Raw genomic sequence first — 16,868 nt, forward strand, 5'->3', positions numbered from 1 at the left:
CGCTGGCTGCCCAGAAAAACGAGGCGGATCAGGCCGCCTGGCGGATTTCCTGCAGCAGATAGCCGAAGCCGCGCACCGTGACGATCTCGACACGGCAGTTTTCCAGCTTCTTGCGCACCCGGTGCACGTAGACTTCGATCGCGGTGTCGCCGAGGTCGCCGCCGAAGTGCGTGAGGTGGTCCTGCAGTTGCGCCTTGCTCACCACGCGGCCGTGACGCAGCAGCAGCATTTCGAGCACCGCGAACTCACGCGGCGAGAGTTCGAGCGGCTTGTCGTCGTTGAAGATGCGGCGATCGACGCCCGACAGGCGCACGCCGCCGAGCGACACTTCGGGGCGCGGCACGTCGCCGTGCGGCCCGCTGCGGCGCATCACGGCGCGAATGCGCGCTTCGAGTTCGGCCGGTTCGAACGGCTTGAGCATGTAGTCGTCGGCGCCGGAATTCAGGCCCTGGACGCGGTCGTTCAGTTCGTCGCGCGCGGTGAGCACGATCACGGGCGTATGCCGGTTGCTCTGGCGAAAGCGCGAAAGCAGCGTCATGCCGTCGATGCCCGGCAGCCCCAGATCGAGGATCACGAGCTCATGGCGATTCTGCGTGAGGGCCTGTTCGGCGAAGATGCCGTCGTGGACCATGTCGACCGTAAAGCCGGCTTGTTCGAGGCTGGACTGGATACCGCGTGCGATAGGGCGGTCGTCTTCGATCAGAAGGAGTCGCATGGGATTCGCTCAAGTACAATGGGTTTTAGCGTTCAGGCACGCAGTTCGCGAAGCGTCGCTTGCTGGTCTCGAGGCACAGCCCGACGGTTGCGCGATCACGATCCACATGTCCGATATTTCAATCACCGAACTCGAAGCCGCGATCAACTTCTGGCGCAACCGCTCGCCTTCGATTGGCGATGAACTCGCGTTGTGCCAGGAGGCAAGTGCGCTCTCCAAGCCTTATGCGCTGCTGATTGTACAGCGTCAGAACACCATATCACCGGAACGTTTAGACCCGATTGCCCGCGCTGCCTGGGAGTCTTACGTATCCATCAAGAATAGCCTTCAAAGCTGAAGGTTTGAAGGCCCCGCACCCTGCATTATGCTTTCACGGCGCGCTGTGCGCTCGCTGTGTGCACTCGCCGTGCGCACAGCGTACCCATGATTAGTACCGCTGCTTATGCGCTGAGCGGCCCCGGCGCGATCGAGTCGATGAAGCGCGCGAGTTCGATGTCGCGCGAGGTGAGGCCGTCGGCTTCGTGGGTGGAAAGCGTGATCTCCACACGGTTGTAGACGTTGAACCACTCGGGGTGGTGGTTCATCTCCTGCGCCTTGATGGCGACGCGCGTCATGAAGCCGAACGCTTCATTGAAGTCGGCGAAGCGGAAATGGCGCTGGATCGCATCGCGGCCGGCGACGGCCTGCCAGCCGCGCAGGTCGGCGAGTTCGGATGCGCGCTCTTCGGATGTGAGTCGGTTGATCATCATTGCACCTGTATTGAGCTTGAGGCCCGGCGTGCGCCGTGAGCCGATCAGCCATTTTTTCACGTATGGGGCACGCGTGCGAGCGCTCGCATCAAGGAACGCGCGCGTGCTGCGGCGCAAAGCCCGCATGTCGTTCAGACGTCGCCGTCGTCGAGCCAGCCCTCGCGCGTGCCGCGCGTGATGATCGTGTCGCTTTGCAGCACGTCGCCGGCTGCGTGCGGCTGCACCGCGATGAGCGCCGCCGGATCAGCCAGACGCGAAGCAATGCCCGCGCCCAGCGCGTCGAAAAGCTGCGCGAACGAGTCGATCACGAAGTAGGTCTTCTGGAACATGTCGATGCGATAGCGCGTGCGCAGCACGCGGTCGAGGTCGAACGCGAGCCGGTTGGGCGCCGCGCTCTCCACGCTGTATAGCGTCTCGCCCTTGCTCGAGACGATGCCGGCGCCGTAGATCTTCACGCCGTAGGGTGCACTCGGGTCGCGCATCAAGCCGAACTCCACCGTGTACCAGTAGAGCCGCGCGAGCAACGGCAATGCGCGCTCCTCGACGCCGAGCGCAGCGCGGCCATAGGCGTGAATCGCATCGGCGAAAGTGGGGTCGGTGAGTAGAGGGACATGGCCGAACAGGTCGTGGAAGCAGTCGGGTTCCTCCAGATAGTCGAGCTGGTCGGGACTGCGCATCCACCAGGTGACCGGAAAGCGCCGGTTCGCCAGATGCTCGAAGAAGATGCGCTCGGGCACGAGACCCGGCACGGCCACGATGCGCCATCCGGTTGCAGCCATCAGGCGCTCGCTCACCTGCGCGAAGGACGGAACGTGGGCAACGTTCAGGCCGATGCGCAACGCGCCTTCCATGAAGGCGTCGCAGGCGCGGCCTTCGAGCAGGGCGCGCTGGCGCCGGTAGAGCTGGTCCCAGACGGCGTGATCGGCCGCGCCGTAGCGCTCGCGCGGCTGGTCGATCGTGAAATCGGGGCGGGTGGTGAGACCCGCGTCGAACTGCTCCTGCAGTTTCGCGGTCGCGGCGACCATGTTCGTAACGCTCCACTAAAAAGGCTTGCTGTCATGCAAGTCTAGAGCGGATGGCGCGCGGGATGTGCGCGTACTCCATGGGTTACGGCTGGTGTATGCAATAATCGAGTGCAATACAGTCAATTAATGCGGACTCCATTCATGCTTGAACTCGACCATTTCGATCTGGCGCTGCTCGACGTGCTGCAGCGCTTTGGCCGCGCCACGCATCAGCAGCTTGGCGAGCAGGTGCCGCTCTCGCCCTCGCAGATCGGCAGGCGGCTGCAGCGCCTCGAGGCGTCAGGGGTGATCGACGGCTATCGCGTGGTGCTGCGCCCCGAAAAACTGGGGCTGGGCGTGACCGCGTTCACGAGCCTCAAGCTCAAGCATCATGGGGATTCGATCATCGAGCAGTTCCAGCAGCAGATCGACGTGCTGCCCGAAGTGCTCGAATGCCATGCCGTGGTGGGGGACGCCGATTATTTGCTGCGCATCGTCGCGCCCGATCTGAACGCGCTCTCGACCTTCGTCATGAAGAAGCTCATGCGCGTGCCCGGCGTGGACAGCGTGCGCTCGAACATCGTGCTCACCACGTTCAAGCGCAACGGGCCGCTGCCGCTCGGGCATCTGGAGCCGGGCGCGCCGGCGGCATGAGTGGCGTGGGAGGGAAGGCGTAGCAGGCCGCAAGGGCCCGCTATGCCAATTACAGATGTCAGGCCGCGTTGGCCGTATTGAGCAGATCCACGTAAGCCACCGCGACGAGATCGCTTTCGTCCACGCCGAGCTTCGCGAACACCGCGTGCGCTTCGGCTTCGCCGCCTTGCTCGTCGTCCTCGGGGCCGAGCACCACCTCCAGTTCGACGAAGTCGCCCAGACCATCCACGCGGTCCAGATGGATGCGCGTGCGGCCCGCCAGATACACGTGGCGCTCCTTCGAGACGATGCCGCGCGTGGTGAGCGCCGTGGCGAGCAGCGAGTGCATGGCCTCGGCGTTGGTGACGGGGCTGCGCGTATAGTACGAGGCCTTCGGGCCGTCGCGGTCGTCGCGTTGATAGAAGATCAGCTCGGGCGGGGTGCCGTCGTCGAACTGGCGCAGCTTGAGGCGGCCGCGCGGTACGTCATAGAAGAAGTCCTGCTGGCGAAAGATCAGCGGCGCTTCGGTGGCGAGCTGGGAAGCGCGGTCGCGCAAGGCGTCGAATTGACGGGCGCGGGCTTTGATTTCGATGTTGCGGGCCATGCAAGGCTCCTGTCGAACGAAGAGAACAAGGGGAACGATGGGAGAAGCGGGGAAACGCGCCGCGCAGGGTGAACACACCCGTGGGCGTGCCGAAAACGCGGAGCGGATTCCCAATCTATCAAAACTTGGGCGACAGCGCTGTTACGCGACCAGGCCTGCGCTTACGTCAGACATGAACGGGGCGCGCGCGTCTTCATGAGCGCGGCTCATATCGCCCACTGCGTTTCGATCGACTTCAGTGCCGCCGCGATGGTGGGCTCGTCGCGCCGCGCGGCGAGCGTGATGAAGGTGAGTTCCGTGGGCACCGTCACGCCTTCGACAATGGTGAGCCCGTGCGCGTGGGCTTCGGCGAGGGCCGTGGAATCGCGTGCGAGCGTGAGGCCCACGCCCGACTTGACGAGGTCGAGCATCGACGGTTCCTGGTCCACCTCGGCTACCTTCACCGGTTTGGCGTGCGCGGCCTCGAACAGCGTGGTCAGCAGGCGATTGTGCGCGGAGGCGGGCGGAGTCCAGATCCATGGCAGCGCGGCAAGTGCGCGCCAGTCGCGCGCATCCTTCACGCGGTCTTTCCAGCCTGCCGGCGCGAGCACGCGGTATTGGAAGCGCGTGAGCGTGATGGCGTGGAAGGTGTCGGGGTCGGGCACGGGCTGGCCGATGTAGTAGCCCACGTCGAGCTCGCGCGAGCGCACCTGGTCGAGCACCCAGCCCGACATGCCGTGGCGCAGCGCCGTTTCGATCTGCGGCCAGGTTTCGACGAGCTGGCGCAGAAAGCCGCCGAGGCGCAGGAACGCCGGATCGAGAATGGTGCCGATGCGCAAGCGCCCGCGGACTTCGTGCCGCAGCGCAGCAGCGGCGCGCTGCACGTCGCCGGCGGCGGCGAGCGCGCGTTCGGCATGCGGCAGCAGCGCCTGGCCGTCGCGCGTGAGTGCGAGGCCGTGCGAGGTGCGAGTGAAGAGCGCGATGCCCAGCGCCTCCTGCAAATGCTTGATCTGCAGGCTCACGGCCGGCTGCGTGAGATGCAGACGGGTGGCCGCGCGCGTGAGGTTGCCCTCGCGCGCGACCGTGACAAACGCTCGGAGCAAGGTCAGGTCCATATCCTGATATTAAACCGCCTTATATCGCTGTTGAGCATTAATCATTGGATCGCGCCCCAGCCTCGCGATTACGCTAGCTGGATCGAGGCTTCACGACAAAAGAGGCACACCCATGGGCGAGACACATCAAAACGAAGCCGGCGTCCGCATGCTGACCCACTTCGTCAACGGCAAGCCGCTGGCTGGAACGAGCGAGCGTCATGGCGACGTTTTCAATCCGGCGTTCGGCAAAGTGAGCGCGCGCGTGCCGCTCGCCACCGTGGCGGAGGTCGACGCCGCCGTTGCCGCCGCGCAGGCAGCCTTTCCCGCGTGGGCGGAAATGGCCCCTATCAAGCGCGCGCGCATTCTCTTCAAGTTCAAGGATCTGCTCGACCAGCATCACGACGAACTCGCCGAACTCATTACGCGCGAACACGGCAAGGTGTTCTCCGACGCCAAGGGCGAGGTGATGCGCGGCATCGAGGTGGTCGAGTTCGCGTGCGGCATTCCCAATCTGCTGAAGACCGATTTCACCGACCAGATCGGCGGGGGCATCGACAACTGGAATCTGCGCCAGCCGCTGGGCGTCGTCGCCGGCATCACGCCGTTCAACTTCCCGATGATGGTGCCGTGCTGGATGTTCCCGATCGCGCTCGCGTGCGGCAACACGTTCGTGCTGAAGCCTTCGGAGCGCGATCCTTCCGCTTCGGTGCGGCTTGCCGAACTGCTCAAGGAAGCGGGGCTGCCCGACGGCGTGTTCAACGTCGTGCATGGCGACAAGGTGGCCGTGGACGCGCTGCTTGCGCATCCGGACGTCACCGCGCTGTCGTTCGTCGGCTCGACGCCGATCGCGGAGTACATCTACACGGAAGGCACGAGACACGGCAAGCGTGTGCAGGCGCTGGGCGGCGCGAAGAATCACCTCGTCGTGATGCCCGACGCGGACCTCGACCAGGCCGTCGACGCGCTGATCGGTGCGGCCTATGGCTCGGCCGGCGAGCGCTGCATGGCGATTTCGGTGGCGGTGGCCGTGGGCCATATCGCCGACGAACTCGTCGAGCGGCTCTCGCCGCGCGTGAAGGCGCTGCAGATCGGCAGCGGCATGGACGGCGCCTCGGAAATGGGCCCGCTCGTCACGGACGTACATCGCGCGAAAGTGCAGGGCTATATCGAGGCCGGCGTGGCGGCGGGCGCGAAGCTCGTCGTGGACGGGCGCGGCCACAAGGTGGATGGTCATGAGGAGGGCTTCTTCCTCGGCGGCACGCTGTTCGACGACGTGAAGACCGACATGACGATCTACAAGGAAGAGATCTTCGGTCCGGTGCTGTCGGTCGTGCGCGTGCCCGATTTCGCGAGCGCCGTCGAGTTGATCAACGCACACGAATTCGCCAACGGCGTGTCGTGCTACACCTCGGACGGCGGCGTCGCGCGCGCCTTCTCGCGCCAGATCAAGGTGGGCATGGTCGGCATCAACGTGCCGATTCCGGTGCCGATGGCGTGGCACTCGTTCGGCGGCTGGAAGCGCTCGCTGTTCGGCGATCACCATGCGTACGGCGAGGAAGGCGTGCGCTTCTATACACGCTACAAGAGCATCATGCAACGCTGGCCCGACAGCATCGCCAAGGGCGCGGAGTTCACCATGCCGGTGGCGAAGTAGGCGGCCGGGAGCCGGGCGGTTCGAAAGGAATCCGAAGCGTTCGATGCCGTCCGGCGCAGGAATCGCAGTTCAAAAAATACAACATAAAGAGAGCAGTCATCGCTGGAGACACATCATGCCTGCACCGAGCGAAGCTCAGGCCGCGCGCCGCCTCGAAGGCGAATTCGACTACGTGATCGTGGGCGCGGGCACCGCGGGCTGCGTGCTCGCCAATCGCCTGACCGAAGACGCGGACGTTTCCGTGCTGCTCATCGAGGCGGGCGGCGCGGACGACTATCACTGGATCCACATTCCCGTGGGCTACCTGTATTGCATCGGCAATCCGCGCACGGACTGGCTCTACAAGACCGCCGCCGAAAAAGGCCTCAACGGCCGCTCGCTTTCGTACCCGCGCGGGCGCGTGCTGGGCGGTTCGTCGTCGATCAACGGCATGATCTACATGCGCGGCCAGCGCGAAGACTACGACAACTGGGCGCGCGAGACCGGCGATTCCGGCTGGTCGTGGGACAGCGTGCTGCCCGTGTTCCGCCGCAGCGAAGATCATCACGGCGGCGCGAGCGAGTTTCACGGCGCGGGTGGCCAATGGCGCGTGGAGAAGCAGCGCCTGCGCTGGCAGATTCTCGAATCGTTCGCGCACGCCGCGCAGGAGCAGGGCATTGCCGCCACCGACGACTTCAATCGCGGCGACAACAGCGGCGTGGGCTATTTCGAAGTGAACCAGAAGCGCGGCGTGCGCTGGAATGCGTCGAAGGCGTTCTTGCGTGCGGCGATGAAGCGGCCCAACCTCACGGTCGTCACCGGCGCGCTCACGCAGCGGGTGATCTTCGAAGGCAAGCGCTGCGTGGGCGTGGAGTATCGCGGCGACGTCGACTACGTCGCGCGGGCACGTTGTGAAGTGATCCTGAGCGCCGGTGCCGTGAATTCGCCGCAATTGCTCGAGCTTTCCGGCATCGGCGACGCTGCCCGGCTCGCGCAGCTCGGCATTGGCGTCGTGCAGGATCTGCGCGGTGTGGGCGAGAACCTTCAGGACCATCTGCAATTGCGCATGGCGTTTCGCGTGAACGGCGTGCGTACGCTCAACACGGCCTCCGCGCACTGGTGGGGCAAGCTGTTGATCGGCATGCAGTACGCGTTCTTCCAGAGCGGGCCCATGTCGATGGCGCCCTCGCAGCTCGGCGCATTCGCGAAATCGGACCCGAGCGATCCCACGCTCACGCGGCCCGACCTCCAGTATCACGTGCAGCCGCTTTCGCTCGACCGCTTCGGCGAGCCGCTGCATCGCTTCAACGCGTTCACCGCCTCGGTGTGCAACCTGCGGCCCACGTCGCGCGGCAGCATCCACGCCGTGTCGGCGGACCCGTCGCAGCCGCCTGCGATCGCGCCCAATTATCTGTCGACCGATCGCGACCTGCGCGTGGCGGCCAACGCGATACGGCTCACGCGGCGCATCGCGGCTTCGGGCGCGCTCGCGCGCTACCAGCCGCATGAGATCCTGCCAGGGCTCGCGTTCCAGACTGAGGAGCAGCTGCGCGAGGCGGCGGGCAACGTCGGCACGACGATTTTTCATCCCGTCGGCACCTGCCGCATGGGCCGCGCCGACGACCCCGACGCGGTGGTCGACGCGCGCCTGCGTGTGCGCGGCGTGGAGGGCCTGCGCGTGGTGGACGCCTCGGTCATGCCGACCGTTACCTCGGGAAACACGAATTCGCCGACGCTGATGATCGCGGAGCGCGCCGCCGAGATGCTGCGCGCCGACCGCCGCGAGGGTGCGCGTGCCCAAACGGAGGCCGCCGCCGGTGTCACGCTGACGATCGCCTGAGGGCATGGAGCGACGCGCAAGATAGCGTCGATTCGAAGACTATGTGGGACGCGAGCGCAAGCGCTTCCGCTCGCGTGCTTTTGTACGTCTGTGAGTTACGGGTTTGCGGTGATCGTGCGCCTAACGTGTGGGCATCTTTCTTCGTACTGTCGTCAACTTCCGGTTGTAATGTTCGCTGTCCTTGTGGCGCTCCCTTAAGTGCAAATCCCAATGATTGCGCTGCATCATTGGCGAGACAATGACGCGAAAGTCGGCAGGCGCGCGTTGCGCGCATCGGGAGGCGCGCCGCCACGTCCGCGCCGGACCTCACCGTGCACCACGAGTCACGGACGGTCTGCAGTGTTACGCCTTACCACGCTCGGAAGGGGACATGATTCTCGGCGACACGATTCTGGAGACGCGCGACCTCACGAAACAGTTCAAGGGCTTCACGGCCGTGAACGGCGTGAACCTGCGCGTGTGCCGCGGCTCGATCCATGCACTGATCGGACCGAACGGCGCAGGCAAGACCACCTGCTTCAATCTCCTCACCAAATTCCTCGTGCCCAGCGCGGGGCGCATCGTTTTCAACGGCATCGACATTACGCATGAGCGGCCCGCGCAGATCGCGCGGCGCGGCATCATCCGCTCGTTCCAGATTTCGGCCGTATTTCCGCACCTCACGGCGCTCCAGAACGTGCGCGTGGGGCTGCAGCGCTCGCTCGGCACCGCCTACCACTTCTGGAAGAGCGAACGCACGCTCGCTGAGCTCAACGATCGCGCGATGGATCTGCTCACGCAGGTGGGCCTCACCGATTTCGCCGATGTGCCCACGGTCGAGCTCGCCTATGGCCGCAAGCGCGCGCTGGAAATCGCCACGACGCTCGCGATGGAGCCCGAGCTGATGCTGCTCGACGAACCGACCCAGGGCATGGGCCACGAAGACGTGGACCGCGTGACGGCGCTCATCAAGAAAGTATCGAGCGGGCGCACGATCCTCATGGTCGAGCACAACATGAACGTGATTGCCGGCATCTCCGACACCATCACGGTGCTTCAGCGCGGCGAGGTGCTCGCCGAAGGCAGCTACGCCGAAGTCTCGAAGAACCCGCTCGTCGCCGAGGCCTATATGGGCAGTGCGGACGCAGCCCTTACGGGGGCGCACGCATGAATACGGTCACCGAACGCGAAACGACTGCGGCCGCCGGCGCGACCGAGAGCGCGAAGGCGCTGGAGATTGCGGGGCTGCAGGCGTGGTATGGCGAGTCGCACATCCTGCACGGCGTGGATCTGTCCGTCGGGCGCGGCGAGGTCGTGACACTGCTCGGGCGCAACGGCGCGGGGCGCACGACGACGCTGCGCGCCATCATGGGGCTCACCGGCCGGCGCACGGGCTCGATCCGGATTGGCGGGCGCGAGACCATCCAGATGCCCACCTATCGCATCGCGCACTGCGGCGTGGGGTATTGCCCCGAGGAGCGCGGCATTTTCGCGAGCCTCTCGTGCGAAGAGAATCTGCTCCTGCCGCCGCACATCGGCACGAAAGGGGCGAAGTTGGCGCAGGGCATGTCGCTCGACGAGATCTACGCGATGTTTCCCAATCTCGCCGAACGGCGCAACAGCCAGGGCACACGGCTTTCCGGCGGCGAGCAGCAGATGCTCGCCGTGGCGCGCATCCTGCGCACGGGCGCGAACCTGCTCCTGCTCGACGAGATATCCGAAGGGCTGGCGCCGGTGATCGTTCAAACGCTCGCGCGCATGATCCTCACGCTGAAGTCGCGCGGCTACACGATCGTGATGGTCGAGCAGAACTTCCGCTTTGCGGCGCCGCTCGCGGACCGCTTTTACGTGATGGAGCACGGGCGCATCGTCGAGCACTTCGGCACTGCCGAACTCGAGGGAAAGATGCCGGTGCTGCACGACCTGCTGGGCGTTTAATTTTTTGGTCTGGTTTTGCGCGCGACGTGAGCGTGAGATGAGCGCCGCGCGAATCGCTTTGCCTCCGATGTTCATGGAGTATTCCTGATAATTACGCAACCAAGGAAGGAGACTGCAATGAAGAAAACCACGTTCGCGCGGCTCGCGGGCCTTTTTGCCGCCTCGGCAGCTGCGATGGCGTTCAGCGCGGGGGGCGCGCAGGCCGCCGACGACGCGGTGAAGATCGGCTTCATCACGGACATGTCCGGCCTTTACGCCGACGACGACGGCCAGGGCGGCCTCACGGCGATCAAGATGGCGGTCGCGGACTTCGGCGGCAAGGTGCTCGGCAAGCCGATCCAGATCGAGTACGCCGATCACCAGAACAAGGCCGACATCGCCGCCTCGAAGGCGCGCGAATGGTTCGACCGTGACGGGCTCACCATGCTGCTCGGCGGCACGAACTCGGCGACGGCGCTGGCGATGAACCAGGTCGCGCAAGAGAAGAAGAAGGTGTACTTCAACACGGGCGCGGGCACGGACGCCCTGACGAACGAGCAGTGCACGCCGTACACGGTCCACTACGGCTATGACACGGTCGCGCTCGCGAAGGGCACGGGCCTCGCGGTGCTCAAGCAGGGCGGCAAGAGCTGGTTCTTCCTGACCGCAGACTACGCGTTCGGCAAGTCGCTCGAGAAGAACACCGCGGACGTCGTGAAGGCGAACGGCGGCCAGGTGCTCGGCGAAGTGCGCCATCCGCTCTCGGCGTCGGACTTCTCGTCGTTCCTGCTGCAGGCGCAAGCCTCGAAGGCGCAGATCCTCGGCCTCGCGAACGCGGGTGGCGACACGGTCAACGCGATCAAGGCCGCGAAGGAATTCGGCATCAACAAGACGATGAAGACCGCGGCGCTACTGATGTTCCTGCCCGACGTGCACAGCCTTGGGCTCGACACCACACAGGGCCTCGTGCTGACGACCGGCTGGTACTGGGACCAGAACGACGACACGCGCAAGTGGGCGCAGCGCTACTTCGACCAGACGAAGAAGATGCCGTCCGAACTGCAGGCGGCTGACTATTCGGCGGTGACGAACTATCTGAAGGCGGTGCAGGCGGCCGGCACGACGGACTCCGACAAGGTCATGGAGCAGCTCAAGAAGACCAAGGTCAACGACTTCTATACCAAGGGCGGCTACATTCGCCAGGACGGCGTGCTGATCCACGACATGTATCTCGTCGAGGTGAAGAAGCCGTCGGAGTCGAAGAAGCCGTGGGACTACTACAAGGTGCTGCAGACGATCCCGGGCGAGCAGGCCTATACGACGAAGCAGGAGAGCAAGTGCGCGCTGTGGAAGTAAGCGCGAGCGCGTAAATGCTGCAGTCGGATGCCGCGCCCGGCGCCCCGAGGTGGGTGCGCCGGGCGCGGCATGATTGCGTAATCCGTTAATGCATTCATGGCGGCTCTCATGACGATTTTTGGCATTCCGCTTCCGGCAATGCTGAGCCAGTTGCTGCTCGGGCTCGTGAACGGCTCGTTCTACGCGATCCTGAGTCTCGGTCTCGCGGTGATCTTCGGCATGCTCAACGTGATCAACTTCGCCCACGGCGCGTTGTTCATGCTGGGCGCGATGCTCACATGGATGGGGCTCGCGTACTTCGATCTGCCGTACTGGGCGATGCTCGTCGTCGCTCCACTCGTGGTCGGCCTGTTCGGCGTCGTGATCGAGCGCTCCATGCTGCGCTGGCTTTATAAGCTCGATCATCTGTACGGACTCCTGCTCACTTTCGGCCTCACGCTCGTGGTGGAGGGCGTGTTCCGCTCGATCTACGGCTCGTCGGGGCAGCCCTATGATGTGCCCGGCCTGCTCGCCGGCGCGACCAATCTCGGCTTCATGTATTTGCCCAACTACCGCGCCTGGGTGGTGGTGGCTTCGCTTGCCGTGTGTTTCGCGACCTGGTTCGTGATCGAAAAAACACGCCTTGGCGCGTATCTGCGCGCGGGCACGGAGAACCCCAAGCTCGTCGAGGCGTTCGGCATCAACGTGCCGCTCATGATCACGCTGACCTACGGCTTCGGCGTCGCACTCGCGGCGTTTGCGGGCGTGCTCGCCGCGCCCGTGATCCAGGTCTCGCCGCTCATGGGCCAGCCGATGATCATCACTGTGTTCGCCGTGGTCGTGATCGGCGGCATGGGCTCGATCATGGGCTCGATCCTCACCGGCCTCATGCTCGGCGTGATCGAAGGCTTCACACGGGTGTTCTGGCCCGAGGCCTCCGCGACCGTGGTGTTCGTAATCATGGCGATCGTGCTGCTGATTCGCCCCGCTGGTCTCTTCGGCAAGGAACGATGATGCAAAGAAAAGCGCTCTATGGTTTGTTGCTGATCGGGCTGATCGTCGCGCCGTTCGCCGGCGCCTATCCGCTCTTCGTGATGAAGGTGCTCTGCTTCGCCCTGTTCGCCGCGGCGTTCAACCTGCTGATCGGCTACACGGGCCTGCTTTCGTTCGGCCATGCGATGTTTCTCGCGAGCGCGGGCTACACGGCAGGCTATGCGATCCAGTCGCTCAACTTCACGCCCGAGGTGGGCGTGCTCGCGGGCACGGCGGTGGCCACCGTCCTCGGGCTCGTGGTAGGCATTTTCGCGATTCGCCGGCAGGGCATCTACTTCTCCATGGTCACGCTCGCGCTCGCGCAAATGGTCTACTTCGTGTTCCTGCAGGCGCCGTTCACGCACGGCGAAGACGGTCTGCAAGGCGTGCCGCGCGGCAAGCTGTTCGGCGTGCTTTCGCTCGGTTCCGATCTCTCGCTCTACTACGTCGTGCTCGTCGTGATGGTGCTCGCGTTCGGTCTGATCGTGCGCATCGTGCATTCGCCGTTCGGGCAGGTACTCGTGGCGATCAAGGAGAACGAGCCGCGCGCCGTCTCGCTCGGCTACGACACAGACCGCTTCAAGCTGCTCGCGTTCGTGTTGTCGGCGGGGCTCGCGGGTCTGGCCGGCGCGCTCAAGGTGCTCGTACTCGGCTTCGAAACGCTCGGCGACGCGTACTGGACCATGTCCGGCCTCGTGATCCTCATGACGCTCGTGGGCGGCATGGGCACGCTGTTCGGGCCGCTGCTCGGCGCGACGCTGATCGTCGCGCTGGAGGACCGGCTGGGCGACATCGGCACGGCGCTCGCGAGAGGGACGGGCGTGGAGTGGTTCCGCTCACTCGGTGAGTCCACAACGATCGTCACGGGGATCATCTTCATTGCCTGCGTGCTGGCGTTCCGGCGCGGCATTGTCGGCGAGGTCGTGGCGCGCGTGCGGCCCTTGCGCGCTTGACGAACTGGCGTGCCAGGACTGCTCTGCACTGCGATAGAATGATCGCCGGTCGGCGCGAGCTGGCATAGCCCGCGCAAGGACGTCGCGCTGCGGCATCCCGCAGCGCCCCGTTGTGCGACAAACCTGTGGCGCCACGCCCCATTTCGGTGCCGCACTGCACCACTAGGGTAAATGCTAGTTGCTGCAGAGGGGGGTGAAGTTTAAAGTTGCGCTTAGTTCTGATGCACCGAATTTGCAGGTGGAGAACGAGGAGACAACTGAGGCACCAAGTGCCCGGACAAGGAAGCGCTGTTGGATGAGAGTCCAACAGCGCTTTTTATATTTCTACGCCTGTTTTCAACGGCGAGCCGATTATCTTTTTTCCGCTGCGAGGCATGCGACTTACGCACCTTCGCACGCACCGATTATCCCTTCCCGTATTACGCAAATCAGGCCGCGCGGCAGCACTTTGCCCACTGCACAAGCGTTTGCGCATTACGCAAAACGCGCGCGCAATCCTGCTCACTGTAAGCAGATGGAAAGCGCTTGCCATCCGAATACGCAGACCGCTACACTCGCCAATCACCGACCATGCGGTCAGCATTTTTGCGTTGATTTCCCGCAGACGATTATCGGTTGGACTATGAGGTGATCGGCCGCGGTGCGCCACAAATCCGTAGCAATAAAGAAAACGAATATAGAAGGAGTGGAGATGCAGTTGGTTTTGCGTTGGATGGGGGCGGCTTGCGTCGCGACCGGGGTGCTCGCGGCGACGGCCGGCGGGGCGTATGCAGATGTGAAGATCGGAGTGACGCTGTCGGCGACGGGGCCGGCTGCCTCGCTCGGGATTCCGGAAAAGAACACGGTTGCGCTGCTGCCGAAGGAAATCGCGGGCCAGAAAGTCGATTACATCGTGCTCGACGACGCCACCGATTCCACGCAGGCGGTGAAGAACGCGCGCAAGCTCACGAGCGAAGATCACGTCGACGCCTTGATCGGCTCGACTGTCGTGCCGAACTCGCTCGCCATGATCGACGTGGCCGCGGAAACGTCCACGCCGATGATCTCGATGGCCGCAGCGGCCTCCATCGTCGAACCGATGGATGCCAAGCGCTCATGGGTCTTCAAGACGCCGCAGAACGACGCGTTGATGGCCGGCGCCATCGCGCAGCACATGGCCGCGCACGGCGTGAAGACGGTGGCCTTCATCGGCTTCGCAGACGCCTATGGCGAGAGCTGGTACAAGGAATTCAGCGCGGCCGGTTCGAAACAGAACATCAAGGTCGTCGCGAACGAACGCTTCGCGCGTAACGATGCCTCGGTCACGGGCCAGGTGCTCAAGATGATCTCGCAGCACCCCGACGCGGTGCTCATCGCGGGTGCGGGCACGCCGGCCGCGCTGCCGCAGAAAACGCTCAAGGAGCGCGGCTACGCGGGCAAGTACTACCAGACCCACGGTGTGGCCAACAACGACTTCCTGCGCGTGTGCGGCAAGGACTGCGACGGCACATACCTACCGGCAGGGCCGTTGCTCGTCGCCGATCAAATGCCTGACTCGAATCCCGTGAAGCAATCGGCGCTTGCGTACAAGGCCGCGTATGAAAAGGCCTATGGCGCAGGCTCGATTTCGACGTTCGGCGGTCACGCGTGGGACGCAGGCCTCCTGCTCCAGCACGCGATTCCGGTCGCGCTGAAAGCGGGTCAGCCGGGCTCGAAGGCCTTCCGCGAAGCGCTGCGCGCCGCGCTTGAAAACTCGCACGATGTGGCAGGCGCGCACGGCATCTTCACCATGAGCGCGACGGACCACGCGGGTCTCGACCAGCGTGCCCGCGTGATGGTGGAGATCGTCGGCGGCAAGTGGAAACTCGCCGGCGATTGAGCGCCGGTTGAATGACGCACGAAACACGAAAAAGGCACGCTCGATCGAGGTGCCTTTTTTGTTGCCGTGACAACGGCTTTGCAGCAGTAGGGGAGCAGGCGACAAAGCGGAGAGCGCCCCCTGGCGCGCGGCGGCTTGTGCGGCGCCGCAGGCAGGGAAAACCATGCATTACACGCGCGATCCCGATTACTACACTCAAAGGCCGGCGCCGATTCACGAACATCCTAGTAATCGGCGCAGGATCAATCGACAACACGCAGACCAAGCGTTTGGAGACGCGCAATGAAAACGAAGAAGTGGGTATTGAGCTCGATTAGTGCCGGACTCGCAGCGGCGCTGATGGGCACGGCGGGCATCGCCGCCGCGCAGGTGAAGATTGGCGTGACGCTCTCGGCAACGGGGCCGGCCGCGTCACTCGGCATTCCCGAGAAGAACACCATCGCGCTGCTGCCCAAGGAGATCGCGGGCAAGAGCGTGCAGTACATCGTGCTCGACGACGCCTCGGACACGAGCAAGGCCGTGCAGAACACGCACAAGCTGATCGACGAAGACCACGTGGACGCCATCATCGGCTCGTCGGTCACGCCGAACTCGCTCGCCATGCTCGACGTCGTCGCGCAGGGCAAGACGCCGATGATTTCGCTCGCCGCATCCGCCGCGATCGTCGAGCCGATCGACGCGAAGCGTCAGTGGGCCTTCAAGACGCCGCAGAACGACAGCCTGATGGCCGACGCGCTCGCGAGCTACATGGAGAAGCAGGGCGTGAAGACGGTGGGCTTCATCGGCTTCACCGACGCCTACGGCGACAGCTGGCTCAAGGAGTTCACCAGCGCGGCCGGCAAGCACAACCTCAAGATCGTGGCGAATGAGCGCTACAACCGCACCGACTCGTCAGTGACGGGCCAGGCGCTCAAGCTGATGTCGGCGAACCCCGATGCGATTCTGATCGCCGGTTCCGGCACGCCCGCGGCGCTGCCCGCGACCACGCTCAAGGATCGCGGCTACAAGGGCAAGATCTATCAGACGCACGGCGTGGCGAATAACGACTTCCTGCGCGTCTGCGGCAAGGATTGCGAAGGCGAGCTGCTGCCCGCAGGCCCGATTCTCGTGGCCGACCAGTTGCCCGATTCGAACCCCGTGAAGAAGTCGGCACTGGCCTACAAGACGGCCTATGAGAAGGCCTATGGCGTTGGCACGGTGGCGACCTTCGGCGGTCATGCATGGGACGCCGGCCAGTTGCTCCAGCGCGCGATTCCGGTCGCGCTGAAGGCGGGCCAGCCGGGCACCGAGGCGTTCCGCGTGGCGCTGCGCGCCGCGCTCGAAAACTCGCAGGACGCGGCGGGCGCGCACGGCATCTTCAACATGAGCTCGACGGATCATGCGGGCCTCGACCAGCGCGCACGCGTGATCGTCGAGATCGTCAACAACAAGTGGAAGCTGCAGAGCGAATAACGTGCGGCGCACGGGAAAGCGCAGTGCGTTTTCCCGTGGAACACGCGCGCGCGTTACAGCGTCATTCTGGCCACTGAGAATCACGTAC

At 64.5% G+C, this 16,868-nt stretch carries 16 protein-coding genes; 11 read left to right on the forward strand and 5 right to left on the reverse strand.

Features of this window, described 5'->3' with window-relative positions; translation table 11 throughout:
* Window positions 1-28: 28 nt before the first annotated feature.
* Window positions 29-715, reverse strand: a complete 687-nt coding sequence (locus ACOJB8_RS20095) for a response regulator transcription factor (RefSeq protein WP_027815974.1) — start codon at window positions 713-715, stop codon at window positions 29-31.
* Between the two features lie 106 nt (window positions 716-821).
* Between ACOJB8_RS20095 and ACOJB8_RS20100 the strand changes: the two genes are divergently transcribed.
* Window positions 822-1,052 (forward strand): DUF3717 domain-containing protein, encoded by a 231-nt coding sequence (locus ACOJB8_RS20100; RefSeq protein ID WP_069264749.1) that lies wholly within the window; start codon window positions 822-824, stop codon window positions 1,050-1,052.
* Window positions 1,053-1,155: 103 nt separating this feature from the next.
* Here ACOJB8_RS20100 and ACOJB8_RS20105 read toward each other — a convergent pair whose 3' ends face one another.
* Window positions 1,156-1,509 carry a 4a-hydroxytetrahydrobiopterin dehydratase gene (locus tag ACOJB8_RS20105; protein WP_256094713.1) on the reverse strand — a complete coding sequence of 118 codons (354 nt, stop codon included), beginning with the start codon at window positions 1,507-1,509 and terminating at the stop codon, window positions 1,156-1,158.
* Window positions 1,510-1,595: 86 nt separating this feature from the next.
* Window positions 1,596-2,489 carry a phenylalanine 4-monooxygenase gene (gene phhA, locus ACOJB8_RS20110; RefSeq protein WP_475013877.1) on the reverse strand — a complete coding sequence of 298 codons (894 nt, stop codon included), beginning with the start codon at window positions 2,487-2,489 and terminating at the stop codon, window positions 1,596-1,598.
* Between the two features lie 141 nt (window positions 2,490-2,630).
* Between phhA and ACOJB8_RS20115 the strand changes: the two genes are divergently transcribed.
* A complete protein-coding gene (locus ACOJB8_RS20115) occupies window positions 2,631-3,122 on the forward strand; it encodes an Lrp/AsnC family transcriptional regulator (RefSeq protein WP_028203286.1) in 492 nt (163 codons plus the stop codon).
* 58 nt (window positions 3,123-3,180) lie between these two features.
* On the opposite strand, the gene ACOJB8_RS20120 is transcribed toward ACOJB8_RS20115, so the two are convergent.
* Both ACOJB8_RS20120 and ACOJB8_RS20125 read right to left on the reverse strand, forming a co-directional pair.
* Complete coding sequence (locus tag ACOJB8_RS20120; RefSeq protein ID WP_069264482.1) at window positions 3,181-3,705, reverse strand: class IV adenylate cyclase; 525 nt, start codon at window positions 3,703-3,705, stop codon at window positions 3,181-3,183.
* A gap of 206 nt (window positions 3,706-3,911) precedes the next feature.
* Window positions 3,912-4,799, reverse strand: a complete 888-nt coding sequence (locus ACOJB8_RS20125) for a LysR family transcriptional regulator (protein ID WP_342949161.1) — start codon at window positions 4,797-4,799, stop codon at window positions 3,912-3,914.
* Between the two features lie 112 nt (window positions 4,800-4,911).
* On the opposite strand from ACOJB8_RS20125, the gene ACOJB8_RS20130 reads away from it, so the two are divergent.
* The 9 genes from ACOJB8_RS20130 to ACOJB8_RS20170 all read left to right on the forward strand — a co-directional run bounded on the left by ACOJB8_RS20130 (window position 4,912) and on the right by ACOJB8_RS20170 (window position 16,780).
* A complete protein-coding gene (locus ACOJB8_RS20130) occupies window positions 4,912-6,435 on the forward strand; it encodes a CoA-acylating methylmalonate-semialdehyde dehydrogenase (RefSeq protein WP_475013880.1) in 1,524 nt (507 codons plus the stop codon).
* Between the two features lie 115 nt (window positions 6,436-6,550).
* Entirely contained in the window at window positions 6,551-8,254 is a 1,704-nt protein-coding gene (locus tag ACOJB8_RS20135; RefSeq protein ID WP_475013882.1) for a GMC family oxidoreductase, read from the forward strand.
* 370 nt (window positions 8,255-8,624) lie between these two features.
* The gene (locus ACOJB8_RS20140) at window positions 8,625-9,404 is read left to right on the forward strand and encodes an ABC transporter ATP-binding protein (RefSeq protein ID WP_028203291.1); all 780 of its coding nucleotides are present in this window, start codon (window positions 8,625-8,627) and stop codon (window positions 9,402-9,404) included.
* Window positions 9,401-10,171 (forward strand): ABC transporter ATP-binding protein, encoded by a 771-nt coding sequence (locus ACOJB8_RS20145; RefSeq protein ID WP_069264471.1) that lies wholly within the window; start codon window positions 9,401-9,403, stop codon window positions 10,169-10,171. Before ACOJB8_RS20140 ends, ACOJB8_RS20145 begins: the two co-directional genes overlap by 4 nt.
* Before the next feature lie 117 nt (window positions 10,172-10,288).
* On the forward strand, window positions 10,289-11,506 hold the full coding sequence (locus ACOJB8_RS20150) for an ABC transporter substrate-binding protein (protein WP_475013885.1): 1,218 nt from the start codon (window positions 10,289-10,291) through the stop codon (window positions 11,504-11,506).
* A gap of 108 nt (window positions 11,507-11,614) precedes the next feature.
* Window positions 11,615-12,499, forward strand: a complete 885-nt coding sequence (locus ACOJB8_RS20155) for a branched-chain amino acid ABC transporter permease (RefSeq protein WP_368603729.1) — start codon at window positions 11,615-11,617, stop codon at window positions 12,497-12,499.
* Window positions 12,499-13,470, forward strand: coding sequence for a branched-chain amino acid ABC transporter permease (locus ACOJB8_RS20160; protein ID WP_069264465.1), 972 nt, complete (start codon window positions 12,499-12,501; stop codon window positions 13,468-13,470). The genes ACOJB8_RS20155 and ACOJB8_RS20160 overlap by 1 nt, the downstream gene beginning before the upstream one ends.
* Window positions 13,471-14,161: 691 nt before the next feature.
* Window positions 14,162-15,328: an ABC transporter substrate-binding protein gene (locus ACOJB8_RS20165; protein ID WP_475013887.1), complete on the forward strand. Its 1,167-nt coding sequence runs from the start codon at window positions 14,162-14,164 to the stop codon at window positions 15,326-15,328.
* Window positions 15,329-15,610: 282 nt separating this feature from the next.
* Entirely contained in the window at window positions 15,611-16,780 is a 1,170-nt protein-coding gene (locus ACOJB8_RS20170) for an ABC transporter substrate-binding protein (RefSeq protein ID WP_069264460.1), read from the forward strand.
* Window positions 16,781-16,868 lie beyond the last annotated feature (88 nt).

It is taken from the genome of Paraburkholderia sp. BR10141, assembly GCF_056155635.1.